This window comes from Bradyrhizobium sp. Pha-3, from assembly GCF_042258325.1.
In the GTDB taxonomy this organism is placed as follows: domain Bacteria; phylum Pseudomonadota; class Alphaproteobacteria; order Rhizobiales; family Xanthobacteraceae; genus Bradyrhizobium; species Bradyrhizobium elkanii.
Genome location: NZ_CP170151.1, coordinates 3,522,948 through 3,537,928, shown reverse-complemented (window position 1 = coordinate 3,537,928; position 14,981 = coordinate 3,522,948). Strand labels below are relative to the sequence as shown.

Sequence of the window (14,981 nt, the reverse complement as noted above, 5' to 3'; positions counted from 1 at the left end):
CGAGAAGACCAACATCAATATCGAGGACGCCCGGCAGCGCTCCAATCGCCAATCATTTTATACTTAAAATAGTTCGGCGCAAGGGTGGAAATCGCGGGGCAATCGCTGGCCGGCTCTTCAGAACCTCAGATTTGCGTAAGCTGCTTCAGCCTCGCGACCATCGCCGAGCCCGGGTCGGCGAGCGGCGCGATCGCGGTGAAATGATTGGCGTCGGGCACAACGCCGAACTGCGTTGCAACGCCCGCTTTGCCCCAGACCTCAACGATGGTCCGGCTCTGCCGGTGATATTCCGCGCTCTCGGTGCCGCCGACGACGGCATCGAGCGTCGCGCCCGCAGGTGGCGTCCAGGACAGCGGGCTCGCCGCCCGTGCTGTGGCGCGGTCGAGGCCAAGCGCCTTGTTGATGGAGGTGCCGACCAATGGCTCAAGCTCGAACAGGCCGGAGATGGCGTAAGCAGCCCTGACCAGGTCCTTCGGCAGCGACGCATCATAGGCCGGCCAGTCTGTCGCGAGCATGCATGCGGCAAGATGTCCGCCTGCGGAGTGTCCCGACACGACCAGCGGCCGGCCGAGCCTGGCCAGTTCGCGGCACGCCGCACGCATCTCGCCGATGATGTCGCCGACCGTGACATTGGGGCAGAGATCGTAGCTCGGCACCGCAACGCTGATGCCGTGGCCGTTGAGCCCGCGCGCGCAGTGGCTCGACGACGAGCCGTCGAGCGCCTGCCAGTAGCCGCCATGGATGAAGACCACGAGCGGCCCGTCACGATCGCCTTCGAACAGGTCGATGACGTTGCGGCTGCCCGGACCATAGGTCAGCCGCCGCGGCGGGTGCTGCTCGCGATACGCCGCGGAGTCCCTCGCCCAGCCGGCCATCAGCGCCGGATTTTCCGGCACCCGCGCCCGATTGTTGTATTCGACCTCGTAATCGACCTCGGTCACGGCTCAGGCTGTCCTCGCCTTGGCGGAGCGCTGCGCCGAGCCCTTGGCCTTGGCGAGCAGCCGCATCAGTTCGCGGATATCCTTCGGCGAGAGATCGCCGAAGATATCGGCGATCCACTTCTCGTGCTCGGCGGCCATCTTGCGGAATTCGGCGCGGCCGAGTTTTGTGAGCCGGATGAACTGCACGCGGCGGTCCGTCTCCGAGGTGCGGCGGTCGAGATGGCCTGATTCAACCAGGCGCTCGACCAGCCCGGTGACGTTGCCATTGGATACCATCATCCGCTTCGACAGGTCCGACAGCGTCATGCCGTCAGACACTTTGTCGAGCTGGGCCATCAGGTCGAAGCGCGGCAGCGTGACGTCGAACTTCTCGCGCAGCCTGCTACGCACCTCGCCCTCGATCAGCGTGGTGCAGGTCAACAGGCGCAGCCACAGCCGCAGCTCGGTGCCGTGATCGTCGGGCAGTTCGACGGCTTTGGTTTCGGAATCGAGGATCATGCGGCGATCGTGCCTCCGCGGCGGGTTCCGGTCGGACCAATTGTTTTGAGCTTCAAGCAATTCGCGGCGTCCCGCAAGGACAATTGCGAATCGGGCCCGATACGCCCGGGCGATCCTGCAATTTCTTTAAACTTCAAGCAATTGGCGCGGCGCTTGCATGTGCGACGCCTGCATGGTCCGCGGCGATCATCCCGACGCAATGCCACATCGCTTGCAGCGGTCGCGCGCGTCAGACTAAGCTGCGGCCAAATCGGCAGCCAAAGCATCAAGCCAATGGTTGGGGGAGTGAGATGAAACAATTGACGAAGCTCGCGGGATTGGCGGCGCTGCTCGGTGTCGCGGTCACCCCGGCGACCGCGCAGGAGAAGATCAAGATCGGCGTGCTGGTCACGACCTCCGGCCCGGCCGCGGCGCTCGGCCAGCAGGTCCGCGACGGCTTTGCGCTCGCAATCAAGGACGTCGGCGGCAAGATGGCCGGCCGCGATGTCGAGATCGTCAACGCCGACGACGAACTGAAGCCCGACGGCGCGGTGGTCAAGGTGCGCGGCCTGCTCGAGCGCGACAAGGTCGATTTCGTGGTCGGCCCGATCTTCTCCAACATCCTGCAGGCGATCCACCGCCCGGTCACCGACAGCAAGACCTTCCTGATCAGCCCGAACGCAGGCCCTTCCAGCTATGCCGGAAAGGAGTGCAACCCGTTCTTCTACGTGACGTCGTACCAGAACGACCAGGTGCACGAGATCCTCGGCAAGGTGGCGCAGGACCGCGGCTACAAGCGCGTCTACCTGCTGGTGCCGAACTATCAGGCCGGCCGCGACTCCGTCGCCGGCTTCAAGCTCGACTACAAGGGCGAGATCGTCGAGGAATCCTACACGCCGCTGAACACGCTGGATTTCCAGCCCGAGCTGTCCAAGATCGCCGCGCTGAAGCCGGACGCGCTGTTCACCTTCATGCCGGGCGGCATGGGCGTGAACCTCGTGAAGCAATACAAGCAGGCCGGCGCCAGCGTGCCGGTGCTCTCCGCCTTCACCGTCGACGAATCCACCCTGCCCGCGCAGCAGGACGCAGCGGTCGGCATGTTCGGCGGGGCGAACTGGGCGCCCAACCTCGACAATCCCCAAAGCAAGAAGTTCGTCGCCGCCTATGAGGCGGCCTACAACGGCGTGCCCGGCACCTACGCCATGCAGGCCTATGACGCCGCGCTGTTGATCGACAGTGCGGTCAAGGCCGTGAAGGGCGACCTCTCCAACAAGGACGCGGTCGCGGCCGCGCTGAAGAAGGCCGACTTCACCTCGCTGCGCGGTAACTTCAAGTTCAGCAACAACGGCTATCCGATCCAGGATTTCTACCTCACCAAGGTCGCGAAGCGTCCGGACGGCAAATTCCAGACCGAGATCGTCGAAAAGGTGTTTTCGAATTATGGCGACCGCTACGCCAAGGACTGCGCGGCAAAGTAAGGCGTTCAAAGCGTTTTCGAGCGAAGTGGATACCGGTTCGCGTGAAGAAAACGCGTCAAATGGAAACATGGAGCAAGCATGAGCATGAAAGACGAGATCGCCGGTATCACCCGCGCCAATGAAGGCATCCAGGGTATTTCCTGGAGCATCCTCGGCCAGACCTACGTGCCGAAGAGCCGCACCGAGCATTCGTTCTCCTGGCACGCCACCTTCCCGCCGGGCACCTTCGTTCCTCCGCATATCCATCCCGACCAGGACGAGCACCTCTACATCCTCGAGGGCAAGCTCGACTTCATGCTCGACGGTGCCGATGAATCCGCAACTCCTGGCGATCTGGTGCGCCTGCCGATGGGCAAGCCGCACGGCATCTTCAACAAGTCGCAGCAGCCGGCCAAGACGCTGTTCTGGGTGTCGCCGACGCGGAGGCTCTACGACCTGTTCTGGGCGATCCACAACATGAAGGAGCAGAACCCGGATGACGTGGTGCGGCTCGCCGCCGAGCACAACATCCACTTCCTGCCGCCGCCTCCGGCGTAACAGCATCACCAGCTCTGTCCCCTCATCCCGAGGAGCGCGAACGCGCGTCTCGAGGGATGAGGCCGCAGGTCGGGCCTCATGGTTCGAGACGGCGCATGCGCGCCTCCTCACCATGAGGGGGTAACGAAGCGAACCGACTTTGCGAGACGTCCGCTCCTTTCCAGGCTACTGCCGCGCCACCACGCGCGCGGCAAAGCCGGCTTTCGCGGCATAACCACGCACGATCGCCTCGCGCGCCTCGTAATTGAGAATGGTGTCGACGTCGGTAAAGCCCTGCGGCGCGAGTTGCTCGACGGCGTCGATCACGCCTTCCGGCCCGCCGCGGCGGTTGGAGGCGACGATGTCGGCGGTCATCGGCAGCCGCTGCCGCTCATAGGCCGCCAGCGCCTGCCGCGGATGCTCCGACCGCGCCAGCATGTCGGCCAGACAGCGCGCATCGAGGATGGCCTGCGATGCGCCGTTCGAGCCGACCGGATACATCGGATGCGCGGCGTCACCGAGCAGCGTGACGCGGCCGCTCGACCAGTATGGCAGCGGATCGCGGTCGCAGCACGGATACTCCCAGAACTCCGGCGTCGCGTTGATCAGGCCGGTGAAGTCGACCTGCGGGATCGTGAAGCTCGTGACATAGGGCATCATCTCGTCGCGCCGGCCGAGATTGGACCAGCCCTCGCGGCGCGGCGGCGGCGAGGTGCCGTCGCCGATCCGCACCAGCACCGCCCAGTTGGTGAGGCGGCTTGCCGGGCTCGAGCCCGGCGCGATCGGATAGATCACGGCCTTGGCGTTCAGCCCGCCGGCGATGATCATCGAGCGTCCGGTCAGGAAGGCCGGCCAATCGGTGGCGCCGCGCCACAGCATCAGGCCGTTCCAGCATGGCCCGCCCTCATCCGGAAACAGCGTCTGCCGCACTTTCGAGTGGATGCCGTCGGCACCGATCAGGATGTCGCCGCGCGCCGTGTGCACATGGGCGCCACTGCGGTCGAAGAAATAGGCCGAGACGCCGCCCTCATCCTGGGTGAAGGAGCCGAGCCGGCAGCCGGTGTGGATCGCATCCGCGCCAAGCCGGTCGATCACGGCCTGATGGATCACGCTTTGCAGGCGGCCGCGATGGATCGAGAATTGCGGCACGTCGTGGCCGGCATCGAGCCCGCGCTTCTCGTGCCAGACCTGCTGGCCATGTCGCGTCAGATAGAACAGCTCATGGGTGCGGATCGCGACCTCGTCGAGCTTGTCGAGCAGGCCAAGCCCCGCCAGCTCGCGGATCGCATGCGGCAGCGTGTTGATGCCGACGCCGAGCTCGCGGATCGTCTCGGACTGCTCGTACAGCTCGCAACTGATGCCGCGCGAGCGCAGCATCAGCGCAGTGGTGAGGCCTCCGATTCCGCCTCCGACGATAATCGCCTTCATCGTCCTCACCTCCACTCACAACAGGACGCTTTTACGCTTTGGCCTAGGGTCGCATGCCCAGTTGTCCGGCCGCAAGCGGGTTTGCGGCCCGAGACGAGGACTGGCCCACGACGATTGGGCTTAGGCTTAACATTGCTTCAGCGAACTCCAATCTATCCCCGTCACCCTGAGGAGCCGCGTAGCGGCGTCTCGAAGGGTCGACGGCCACCGGCGGGGCCCTTCACCCTTCGAGGCTCGCTCCGCTCGCACCTCAGGGTGACGGGTCTTCCAATGGCGCGTTCCCATCAATCCGGCACCACCGCAATTGCCTGGATTTCCACCTTGGCGCGGTCCTCGATCAGGCCGGCAACCTGGATCGCGGTCATCGCCGGAAAGCGCCGGCCAATGATGTCGCGATAGACCGTGCCGATCTCCTTCAGCCGCGCGGAATATTCCTTGCGGTCGAGCAAGTACCAGGTCATCGACACGATGTGCTCGGGCCCGGCGCCGCCGGCGGCGGCGACTGCGACGATGTTGCGCAGGGTCTGGCCGATCTGCGCCACGAGATCGTCGGTCTCGAACACGCACTGCCCGTTCCAGCCGATCTGGCCGGCGATGAAGAGCTGTTTGCCGCGCGCGGCCATGCCGTTGGCGTAGCCGATCGGCTTGGCCCATCCCTGGGGTTGCAGGATCTCGATCATCTCAATTGCCCTCGAAGGCTGGCTTCTGCTTGGCGGCGAACGCCTCGAAGGCGCGGCGGAAATCGCCGGTGACCATGCAGATCGCCTGCGCCTGCGCTTCCGACTCGATCATCTCGTCGACGCCCATCGCCCATTCCTGGTTGAACATCGTCTTGGTCACGCCATGCGCGAACCACGGCCCATCGGCGAGCGAACGCGCCAGCTCCTGCGCGGCACCGGCGAGCTCCGCCGGCGGCACCAGGCGGTTGTGGAAGCCCCACGCAAAGCCTTCCTCGGCGCTCATCGCACGCCCGGTGTAGAGCAGATCGGCCGCATGGCCCTGCCCGATCACGCGCGGCAACAACCCGCACGCACCCATGTCGGCACCGGCGAGGCCGACGCGGGTGAACAGGAACGCGGTCTTGGCTTGCGGCGTCGCCAGCCGCAGGTCGGACGCCAGCGCCAGCATCGCACCGGCCCCGGCGCAAATGCCGTCGATCGCGGCGACGATGATCTGCGGGCATTTGCGCATCGCCCGCACGACCTCGCCGGTCATCCGCGTGAAGGCGAGCAGGTCCGGCATCGCCATCCGCGTCAACGGCTCGATGATCTCGAACACGTCGCCGCCGGAGCAGAAGTTGCCCTCGGCGCCGGTCAGCACGATCGCGCGGACATCGGAGGCGTATTTGAGATTGGTGAAGAGATCGCGCAGCTCCTCATAGGACTCGAAAGTCAGCGGGTTCTTCTTGTCCGGCCGGTTCAGCGTGATGGTCGCGACACGGCCGCTCGCATCGACCTGCCAGCGGAAGTGCTTTGCGGGATAGTCCTTGAACGGCCGGAGCTTTGCTTTCATCTCGGACATGACGTATTCCTTCACCCGGTAAAGACTTCGCCGCCGGCGACCGCGACAGCTTGTCCGTTGATTGACGATGCAGTCTCGGAGGCAAGCCAGAGGACGGCGTCGGCGACCTCCTCGGGCGTGACCAGCCGCTGCATCGGATTGACTTTTGCCAACGCTGCGCGCGCTTCCTGTTCACTGCGGCCGGTCTTGGCGACGATGTTCGCGGCGGCATCCGCCACCAGCGGCGTATCGGTGTAGCCGGGGCAGACCGCATTCACGGTGACGCCGCGCCGTGCATATTCCAGCGCCAGCGAGCGCGTGAGGCCGATGACGCCGTGCTTGGCCGCGACATAGGCCGAGACGTAGGCATAGCCGGTGAGACCCGCGGTCGAGGCGACATTGATCACCCGCCCGCGGCCGCGCTGCGCCATGCCGGGCAACACGGCGTGAGTCACCAGGAACACGCTGGAGAGGTTGCTCGCCAGCATGTCCGCCCAGAGCGCCGCGCCGGTCTTGTCGAACGGCGCGCTCGCGGCCTTGCCGGCATTGTTGACGAGAATATCGATCGGCCCCGCCTCAGCCTCGATCTGCGCGATACCTTTGGCGACCGCAGCTTGATCGGTCACGTCGATCGAAACAGCGATGCCGGCCTGCTTGTCGAGCGATGCCGCCGTCGCTTTCAGCGCGTCGATCCGCCGCCCGGCGATGCTGACGCGCACGCCGGCTTTTGCCAGAGCGATCGCCGTCGCGGCGCCGATGCCGGAACCGGCACCGGTCACCAGCGCATGTGCGTGGGGCCAGAACCTCATCATGCCTTCACTCCCGCAGCCGCGCGTTCGAGATTGGCCTCGTATTGCGACTTGCCCGACAGGTACTGCTTCGGCCAGGCGACCTGCTTGACGCCGATCTTGGCGGCCTCATGCAGCGTCCAGGCCGGATCGGCGAGATGCGGCCGCGCGATGGCGCAGAGATCGGCGCGGCCGGCGGCGATGATCGAGTTGGCGTGATCCGCCTCCGAGATCGCACCGACCGCGATGGTGGCGATGCCGACCTCGTTGCGGATCTTGTCGGCGAACGGCGTCTGGTAGAGCCGGCCATAGACCGGATGGTCGTCGGCCCAGACCTGCCCCGAGGAGCAGTCGATCAGGTCGGCACCCGCCTGCTTGAACAATTTCGCGAAGGCGAGCGCATCCTCGGGCGTATTACCGCCCTCGGCCCAGTCGTGACAGGACAGGCGGACCGACATCGGCTTGTCCTCCGGCCACACCGCGCGGATGGCGCGGAACACCTCCAGCGGATAACGCGCGCGGTTCTCGATCGATCCGCCATACGCGTCGGTGCGGCGGTTGGTCAGCGGCGAGAGGAAGCTCGACAGCAAATAGCCGTGCGCGCAGTGCAGCTCCAGGATATCGAAGCCCGCGGCCGCAGCGCGCCTGGCTGCGGCGACGAACTGATCGCGCACCTCGTCCATCTCGGCGCGGCTCATCGGCTCCGGGATCTGGCCGTCGGGCAGATAAGGCACTGACGAAGCCGACACCAGCGGCCAGTTATGATCCGGCAGCGCTTCGTCCATGCCTTCCCAGGCGACGCGCGTTGAACCCTTGCGGCCGGCATGGCCGAGCTGGATGCCGATCCTGGCTTGCGAATTCTGATGCACGAAGTCGACGATGCGCTTGTAGGCCGCCGCCTGCGCGTCATTCCACAGGCCGCAGCAGCCGGGCGTGATCCGCGCCTCCGGCGAGACGCAGGTCATCTCGGTGAACAAGAGGCCGGCGCCGCCGAGCGCGCGGGAGCCGAAATGCACCAAATGGAAGTCGGTCGGCACGCCCTCCTCCGCCGAATACATCGCCATCGGCGAGACGATGATCCGGTTGTGAAGCGACAGGCCGCGGATCTGGAACGGCGTCAGCATCGGCGGCGTGACGCGGTCGTTGGTCGCGGCCACACCGCTGCGCTCCGCGAACCAGCGTTCATAGCCCTCGAGCCAGGTCTTGTCGCGCAGCCGCAGATTCTCGTGGCTGATGCGCTGCGAGCGGGTCAGCAGCGAATACATGAACTGTTCCGGCTCCAGCGTGTCGGCATAGCGCGAGCCGACCACCTCGAACCATTCCATCGCATTGCGCGCGGCATTCTGGATCCGCGCCACATCGACCCGGCGCAGCTCCTCGTATGCCTTGAGCACCGCGGGAATACTGTCCCGCGCCGCGCCGTGGATCTTGAACTGGTTGGTGAGCTCGATCGCATCCTCCAGCGCGAGCTTGGTTCCCGAGCCGATCGCGAAATGCGCGGTGTGGGCGGCATCGCCCATCAGCACGACATGGCCGTTGCCGTTGAACGCGGTCCATTTGCCGCAGATCAGCCTGGGGAATGACAGCCAGGCCGAGCCGCGCAGATGCCGCGCGTTGGAGACCAGATGATGCCCCTCGAGGATCTCGCTGAACACGTTCTCGCAGAACGAGATGGAATCGCCCTGCTCCATCTTGTCGAGACCGTGGGCGAGATAGGCCTCCTCGGTGGTCTCGACGATGAAGGTCGCCGCGCCCTCCTCGAACTTGTAGATGTGCGCCTGGAACCAGCCGTGCTCGGTCTTGCGGAAATCGAAGGTGAAGGCGTCGAACGGACGGTTGGTCCCGAGCCAGATATAGCGGTTCGGCCGCATCAGCATGTCGGGCTGGAAGGCCTCGGTGTATTTGGTGCGGATCTTCGAGTTGACGCCGTCGCATGCCACGATCAGGTCGGCGTCGGGAAATTCGAGATCGGAATTCACCTCGCGCTCGAAGATCAATTCGACGCCGAGTTCCTCGGCGCGCGCCTGCAGGATGTTGAGCAGCCGCTTGCGGCCGATGCCGACGAAGCCGTGGCCGGTGGTGCGCATGCGGCGGCCCTTGATCAGGACCTCGATGTCGTCCCAGTGGTTGAAGGCCTGCTCGATCGTATCAGCGGTGACGGGATCCCATTTGCGCATGTTGTCCATGGTCGCATCCGAGAACACCACGCCGAAGCCGAAGGTGTCGTAGGGCCGGTTGCGCTCGACCACGGAAATGACGTGCGCCGGATCCAGCATCTTCATCAGGATGCCGAAATAAAGCCCGGCCGGCCCGCCTCCAATGCAAACGATACGCATGGCGTTCTCGCCTTTCCGTTTGAGCATGATCGCCTCGGAAAACCGGGTGCCACTTTTCCGGGTCATGCTCTGGCTTCGGCGACCGGGGGCATTTCCCCACCGGCGCCGATGGGGGATATTATTTTATACTTAAAATGTCAAGGGCGGGCTCGCACATGTGCAACTGTCGTCCCTGCGAAGCAGGGACCCATAACCCCAGGCCCTTTTTGGTGAAATAAGCTGTGGCCCCGGCGCTGCGAACCAAAAGCGATCGGCGGCTATGGGTCCCTGCTTTCGCAGGGACGACACCAAATTTGGTGCACGACCGGTGACCACGCATTGCTACTCGCGGCACGCTGCGGCAAGCGCAGACGTGGATTGCTGCGTCGCTGTCGCTCCTCGCAATGACGCCGATGCCAGGCCGCGCTGCGCGCCCTCAATGCACCGCGGCGTACAGGATCTTGTCCTGCGTCGCATCCGCCGCGTCGAACTCGGCGACGATGCGCCCGGTGCGGGCGACCAGGATGCGGTCGGACACCGCGAGGATCTCCGGCAGGTAGGACGAGATCACCACCACCGCCTTGCCCTCGTCGGCAAGACGGCGGATTTCGCCGTGGATGTGCGGGATGGTGCCGACGTCGACGCCGCGCGTCGGCTCGTCGAAGATGATGATCGACGGATCCTGCACCAGCGTCTTGGCCAGCACCACCTTCTGCTGGTTGCCTCCGGACAGCTCGATGATCCTGGCCTTGCGCTGCAATGCGCTGATCTTGAGCCGATCGACCCAGTAGCTGGCGAGCTTGCTGCGCCGCGCGCGCGACAGCAGGAAGCTCCAGCCCTTTCCGGTGGCGAGGCTGCCGATATAGACGTTGTCGTCGACCACCATGGTCTCGAAGAAGCCGTTGGCCTTGCGGTCCTCGGTGATGTAGGCGATGCCGTCATTGATCGCCTGTCGCGGCACGCGGTAGCGGATCGGCTTGCCGCGCAGCCGGATGGTGCCGCCATTGACCAGATTGCGCTTCAGCGCGCCGTAGATGATCTTGGCGATCTCGGTGCGGCCGGAGCCGATCAGGCCGGCGATGCCGACCACCTCGCCGGCATAGACCGAGAACGACATGTTCTTGACCGCCATGCCCATGGTGACGTTCTCGACCGTCAGCACCTTCTCGCGGCGCTGATGGGTCTTCTCTCTTCCGCCATAGACCGCCTGCGCCACCTCGCGGCCGACCATATGCTGCACTAGCGCATCACGGGTCAGCTGCCTGGCCGGCGCAGTGATCACCAGCTTGCCGTCCCGCAGCACCGTGATGCGGTCGGCGATCTGCAGCGATTCCTCCAGCGCATGCGAGATGTAGATGATCGAGACGCCGCGGGTGCGCAGGTCGCGCACCAGATGGAAGAAGTGGACGATCTCCTCCGGCGTCAGCGACGCGGTCGGCTCGTCGAAGATGATGATGCGCGCCTTGTTGTAGATCGCGCGCGCGATCTCCACCATCTGCTTCTTGGCGGTGCCGAGCAGCGCCACCGGCGTTGCCGGATCGACGTGGAAGTTGAGCGACTGCAACAGCTGCTGGGCCTGGATGTTCAGGGTGCGGAACCGCGTCAGCAGCTTTTCGTTGCCGAGCTCGATATTCTGCGCGGCAGTCATGGTCGGCACCAGGCTGGTCTCCTGATAGACCATGCAGATGCCGGCATTGAGCGCGTCGCGCGGCTGCTCGAAACCGGTCGGCTTGCCGTCGAGCTGATAGTCGCCGGAGGTGAGCTGGATCGCGCCCGCGATCGCCTTGCAAAGCGTCGATTTGCCGGCGCCGTTCTCGCCGACCAGCGCATGCACCTCGCCGGGATAGAGGTCGAAATTGACGCCCTCGATGGCGTGGACGCCGCCGTAGATTTTCGAACCGTTGGTGATCCGCAGCACCGGCTCGCGGGCTGCGGGGGTCTCTGCCGTCTTGGCGCCGGGGGCCGCCTGCATCACACCGTCATTCATCGCAGCTCTCCCGTAGTGCGCAGCAGGCGTCCGGCGCCGCGCGCCGCGATCACGACGCCCGATGGCGTGGCGCAGGCAGCGGTGATGCCGTGGAAGCGGCCGCCGGCGCGGCTGTGCAGGCTGTCGGTCGCATCGCCCTCGGCATCGAGATGCACCAGCAGACCGTAGGAGCGCGGCGGCGCCCATGGCTTCTGGATGCCGAGCGCCTTGACGCTGCCGATCTGCATCGGCTCGAGGCAATCGCTGCCGCCGGCGAGCGCCGGCGCGACCCAGTAATCGGGCGGCATCGTCGCCATCATCTCCTCGCGGAAATCGTCTTCCTTGAGCACGAACTCGATCAGATGGGTGCGGCGGGCGAAGATGCCGAGCAGGAAGCCACCACGGCCGTCCGGATGCAGCCGCGCCGGATAGCCCGGCATGTTGGCGGCGACGGTCTCGCGCGGACCAAGCCCGTTGCCGCCGAGCGCGAACCGGCTGAGACAATGCGCCCAGCTTTCGGTGAGCCAAAGGCTGTTGCCGTCGGCCGAAACACTGATGCCATAGGGATAGGGCAGATCGCGCAGCAGCACCTGCGGATTGTCGAGGCCGGCGCCGCAGCTGATGAGCCGGCCATTGGCGCGCTTCTCCATCAGGTCGTGCCGCCATTCGCCCGGGCGTCGGCCGGCGCTGCCTTCAACGGCATAGATGCGGCCATCGGGCGCCGCCGTCACCGACAACAGCCCGGTGAGCGCGCTGCCGCCGACGGACTCCAGCCAGCGCGGATCGGGCTTTGCCGGATCGATCGCGGCAAGGCCCCTGCCCGCGACGCAGACCAGGAGGCGGCCGTCCGGATGCAGCGCGAGCCCGCCGGCATCATCCTCGAACTCGGCGACGACTGTACGCGTCGACAAGTCATTGCCGCCGAGCTTCAGCACCCGGCGTCCTGCGGAAACATAGACCGCGCCGTCGCCGGTGGCGATCACGTCGTCGATGCCGGGCAGCAGCTCGCCGATCGGGGTGGCGCTGTCGAGCCGGTCGTTCGGGCTCAGCGCGCCGTCGAGCGGCGGGATCGCGTTCTGGCCGCCGTCGCGGTCGATGACGCTGCGGATGTCGCGCAGCAGATGATCGAAGAATCCCATTACGTCGTCACCCTGCTTTTCGCGCCCCAATAGGCGTCGTAGCCGGTCCAGCTGTCGTCGACGCCGTCGAGCTTGATGCGGCCGATCCGGTTGTTCTCGAGCCCGCCGAGATAGAGATAGCCCTGGTGCTCGCGCATCGAGGTCAGGGTCGAATGCGAGATGCCGGTCGGGTCCCACCAGGATTCCAGCGCCTCGCCCTCCTCGTTGAATTTCAGCACGCAGCCATGGTTGAGCGCCGGCGCCAGCCACTCGTCGGTCGGCACCTGCTTCACCATGCGCAGGCGGAAGCCGGGCTTTCGCGCGGCAAGGTCGAATGTCGGTGTGCGGATGCCGACCAGCGCCAGCCAGTAGGTGCCGTCGGAAGCGCGGTTGATGTTGTCGGGGTTGCCCGGCAGTTCGTCCATCAACACCTCGGTCTTGCCCTTGTTCGGCCCCGCGATCCAGTGCCGGAACACCTTGCACAGCGAGGTCGACGCGATCAGGATCGACTTGCCGTCATGCGAGACGCAGATCCCGTTCGGGAAATAGAAGTGGTTGATCACCGTGCGCGTGGTCCTGGTCGCCGGATCGTAGCAGACCACGCGGCCGTTCGGCCGGCCCTCGAGGATGTCGAGGGTGTTGGTGGTCATCTCGTAGCGCGTGGTGCAGTCGCTGAAATAGATCTTGCCGTCGGGCGCGATGTCGAGGTCGTCGGCCATGCGCAGGCGGGAATCGTCGTTCAGCTTGTACCAGGTGCGGTTGGTCTCGTCGGTGACCTTGAAGATGCCGCCATCGGGCGCGACGCCGTAGACGCCCATGCCGGCGACGGCAACGATCAGATTCTCGTCGCGATCGAACTGCATGCCGAGCGGCCGGCCGCCGATATGGGCGAACACCTCGCGCGTCTCGAAATTCGGCCCGGAGAAACGGATCACATTGCCGTCGCGGGTCGAGCCGTAGAGCCGGCCCTGGCGGTCGAGGATGACGTCCTCGGGCCCCTCGACCTGATCAACGCCGATCGCCTGCGCGTTGATCAGCCGGTCGTTCTGCGCGTAGGGCGAGGCCGCGCCGGGCTGCACCGCGGGCGCCGAGGCGAGCGGCACGAAGGCCGGATTGACATAGATCTTCTGGATCGCCTTGCCGCGGTTCTTCGACCACTTGACGTCGATGCCGACGGCGGCGAGCAGGATCATGCCCGTCACCGCCGAGGTGACGTAGCCCGGGATGCCCATCCGCACGAGGCCGTTGATCAACAGGAAGATGATCAGCGCGCCGATCATCGCCCGCCACACCGTGCCCTTGCCGCCCGCGAGCGACACGCCGCCGAGCACGACGGCGGTGAGCGCCTGGAATTCCCACCCCACGCCGGTGGTGGAGTCTGTCGAGGATTGCCGCGCGGCGTAGAAGATGCCGCTCGCCGCGCACAGCGTTCCCGACAGCACATAGGTCATGAACAGCATCACGCGGACGCGGATGCCGGCGTGGCGCGCCGCCTTGCGGCTGGCGCCGATCGCGGTGAGATGCCAGCCGTAGCGCGAGCGCGACAGGAAGATGTGGCAGATCAACAGCACCACGAACAGCGTCGCCGCATTGACGGGAATGCCGAGCACGCTGCCGCCGCCGATGAAATCCCAGGCGTCGCTCTCGACCGAGTTGGTCGCGAACACCTGGGCGTAGCTGGTATTGAGCAGATTGACCGAGGCGCGCAGGATGATCAGCGTCACCAGCGTGGTCAGGAACGGCCGCGTCTTCAGGAAGCCGATCAGGAAGCCGTTGATGCTGCCGAGCAGCGCGCCGACCAGAAGCGTCGCCGGCACGGCGAGGCCGACCGGCCATTCGCGCACCAAGAGGAAGTACAGCGCCGCGAAATTGCACAGCGCGAAGATCGCGCCGACCGAGAGGTCGATGCCGCCGGTGACGAGGCAGAAGCCCATCGCGAGCACGACGAAACCGAATTCGGCGAACAGCCGCAGCAGCGACACCGAGCTCTGCACCGAGGCGTAGTCGGGAATGGTGAGCGCGAAATAGGTCCACAGCCCGATCATCACGGTGAAGGGAACCACCGGCTCGAACCACTGTTTCAGCAGCAGCTCCGACAGCAGGAGCCGGGGTGAAAATCGCCGCACCGATGCGGCAAAGGAATCAACGGCCATCGACATCGCCAAAGCATCCTCTTGATTGAGCACGATCTTGCGGAAAACCGGCTTCCACTTTTCCGGATCGTGCTCGTGATTGAGCACGATCTTGCGGAAAACCGGCTTCCACTTTTCCGGATCGTGCTCGTGATCGCGCACGATCTTGCGGAGAGCCGGCTTGCACGTCCCGGATCATGCTCCTGGTCATGATGCGATCGGCCATCGCATCGCGACCTCGTCCCTTGATGAACACGCTCTCCGCAAACGCTGCGCGTCGGTCGGAGAAAAACCGGCTCCACCTTGCCGGATCGTGCTCTTT

At 65.4% G+C, this 14,981-nt stretch carries 12 protein-coding genes; 2 read left to right on the top strand and 10 right to left on the bottom strand.

All coding sequences use genetic code 11. The features are described 5' to 3' along the window. Positions 1-125 precede the first annotated feature (125 nt). Positions 126-941: an alpha/beta hydrolase gene (locus ACE10X_RS16385; protein WP_304556395.1), complete on the bottom strand. Its 816-nt coding sequence runs from the start codon at positions 939-941 to the stop codon at positions 126-128. Between the two features lie 3 nt (positions 942-944). After that, positions 945-1,439: a MarR family winged helix-turn-helix transcriptional regulator gene (locus ACE10X_RS16380; RefSeq protein WP_024579672.1), complete on the bottom strand. Its 495-nt coding sequence runs from the start codon at positions 1,437-1,439 to the stop codon at positions 945-947. A 290-nt stretch (positions 1,440-1,729) separates the two neighbouring features. On the opposite strand from ACE10X_RS16380, the gene ACE10X_RS16375 reads away from it, so the two are divergent. Both ACE10X_RS16375 and ACE10X_RS16370 read left to right on the top strand, forming a co-directional pair. Further along, a complete protein-coding gene (locus ACE10X_RS16375; RefSeq protein ID WP_038382131.1) occupies positions 1,730-2,896 on the top strand; it encodes an ABC transporter substrate-binding protein in 1,167 nt (388 codons plus the stop codon). An 84-nt stretch (positions 2,897-2,980) separates the two neighbouring features. Continuing rightward, positions 2,981-3,433, top strand: coding sequence for a cupin domain-containing protein (locus ACE10X_RS16370; protein WP_375764583.1), 453 nt, complete (start codon positions 2,981-2,983; stop codon positions 3,431-3,433). Between the two features lie 165 nt (positions 3,434-3,598). Here the strand turns inward: ACE10X_RS16370 and ACE10X_RS16365 are convergent, their stop codons facing one another. The 8 genes from ACE10X_RS16365 to ACE10X_RS16330 all read right to left on the bottom strand — a co-directional run bounded on the left by ACE10X_RS16365 (position 3,599) and on the right by ACE10X_RS16330 (position 14,821). Continuing rightward, complete coding sequence (locus ACE10X_RS16365; RefSeq protein WP_304556396.1) at positions 3,599-4,840, bottom strand: flavin-dependent oxidoreductase; 1,242 nt, start codon at positions 4,838-4,840, stop codon at positions 3,599-3,601. Positions 4,841-5,124: 284 nt separating this feature from the next. Next, a complete protein-coding gene (locus ACE10X_RS16360; RefSeq protein WP_038382134.1) occupies positions 5,125-5,520 on the bottom strand; it encodes a RidA family protein in 396 nt (131 codons plus the stop codon). A gap of 1 nt (position 5,521) precedes the next feature. Then, positions 5,522-6,361 (bottom strand): enoyl-CoA hydratase family protein, encoded by an 840-nt coding sequence (locus ACE10X_RS16355; protein ID WP_193375388.1) that lies wholly within the window; start codon positions 6,359-6,361, stop codon positions 5,522-5,524. Between the two features lie 11 nt (positions 6,362-6,372). After that, on the bottom strand, positions 6,373-7,152 hold the full coding sequence (locus tag ACE10X_RS16350; protein WP_038382136.1) for an SDR family NAD(P)-dependent oxidoreductase: 780 nt from the start codon (positions 7,150-7,152) through the stop codon (positions 6,373-6,375). Beyond that, positions 7,149-9,464 (bottom strand): bifunctional salicylyl-CoA 5-hydroxylase/oxidoreductase, encoded by a 2,316-nt coding sequence (locus ACE10X_RS16345; RefSeq protein ID WP_038382156.1) that lies wholly within the window; start codon positions 9,462-9,464, stop codon positions 7,149-7,151. The genes ACE10X_RS16350 and ACE10X_RS16345 overlap by 4 nt, the downstream gene beginning before the upstream one ends. A 415-nt stretch (positions 9,465-9,879) precedes the next feature. Beyond that, complete coding sequence (locus ACE10X_RS16340; protein WP_051002644.1) at positions 9,880-11,415, bottom strand: sugar ABC transporter ATP-binding protein; 1,536 nt, start codon at positions 11,413-11,415, stop codon at positions 9,880-9,882. Positions 11,416-11,426: 11 nt separating this feature from the next. Next, positions 11,427-12,548, bottom strand: a complete 1,122-nt coding sequence (locus ACE10X_RS16335) for an SMP-30/gluconolactonase/LRE family protein (RefSeq protein WP_051002637.1) — start codon at positions 12,546-12,548, stop codon at positions 11,427-11,429. After that, positions 12,548-14,821 carry an ABC transporter permease gene (locus tag ACE10X_RS16330; RefSeq protein ID WP_375764299.1) on the bottom strand — a complete coding sequence of 758 codons (2,274 nt, stop codon included), beginning with the start codon at positions 14,819-14,821 and terminating at the stop codon, positions 12,548-12,550. The genes ACE10X_RS16335 and ACE10X_RS16330 overlap by 1 nt, the downstream gene beginning before the upstream one ends. Positions 14,822-14,981: the final 160 nt, after the last annotated feature.

Bases quoted from the DNA above. Each gene is read 5' to 3' on its own strand.
- ACE10X_RS16380 (WP_024579672.1), bottom strand. From the start codon at position 1,439: ATGATCCTCGATTCCGAAACCAAAGCCGTCGAACTGCCCGACGATCAC.
- ACE10X_RS16375 (WP_038382131.1), top strand. From the start codon at position 1,730: ATGAAACAATTGACGAAGCTCGCGGGATTGGCGGCGCTGCTCGGTGTC.
- ACE10X_RS16370 (WP_375764583.1), top strand. From the start codon at position 2,981: ATGAAAGACGAGATCGCCGGTATCACCCGCGCCAATGAAGGCATCCAG.
- ACE10X_RS16365 (WP_304556396.1), bottom strand. From the start codon at position 4,840: ATGAAGGCGATTATCGTCGGAGGCGGAATCGGAGGCCTCACCACTGCG.
- ACE10X_RS16360 (WP_038382134.1), bottom strand. From the start codon at position 5,520: ATGATCGAGATCCTGCAACCCCAGGGATGGGCCAAGCCGATCGGCTAC.
- ACE10X_RS16355 (WP_193375388.1), bottom strand. From the start codon at position 6,361: ATGTCCGAGATGAAAGCAAAGCTCCGGCCGTTCAAGGACTATCCCGCA.
- ACE10X_RS16350 (WP_038382136.1), bottom strand. From the start codon at position 7,152: ATGATGAGGTTCTGGCCCCACGCACATGCGCTGGTGACCGGTGCCGGT.
- ACE10X_RS16345 (WP_038382156.1), bottom strand. From the start codon at position 9,464: ATGCGTATCGTTTGCATTGGAGGCGGGCCGGCCGGGCTTTATTTCGGC.
- ACE10X_RS16340 (WP_051002644.1), bottom strand. From the start codon at position 11,415: ATGCAGGCGGCCCCCGGCGCCAAGACGGCAGAGACCCCCGCAGCCCGC.
- ACE10X_RS16335 (WP_051002637.1), bottom strand. From the start codon at position 12,548: ATGGGATTCTTCGATCATCTGCTGCGCGACATCCGCAGCGTCATCGAC.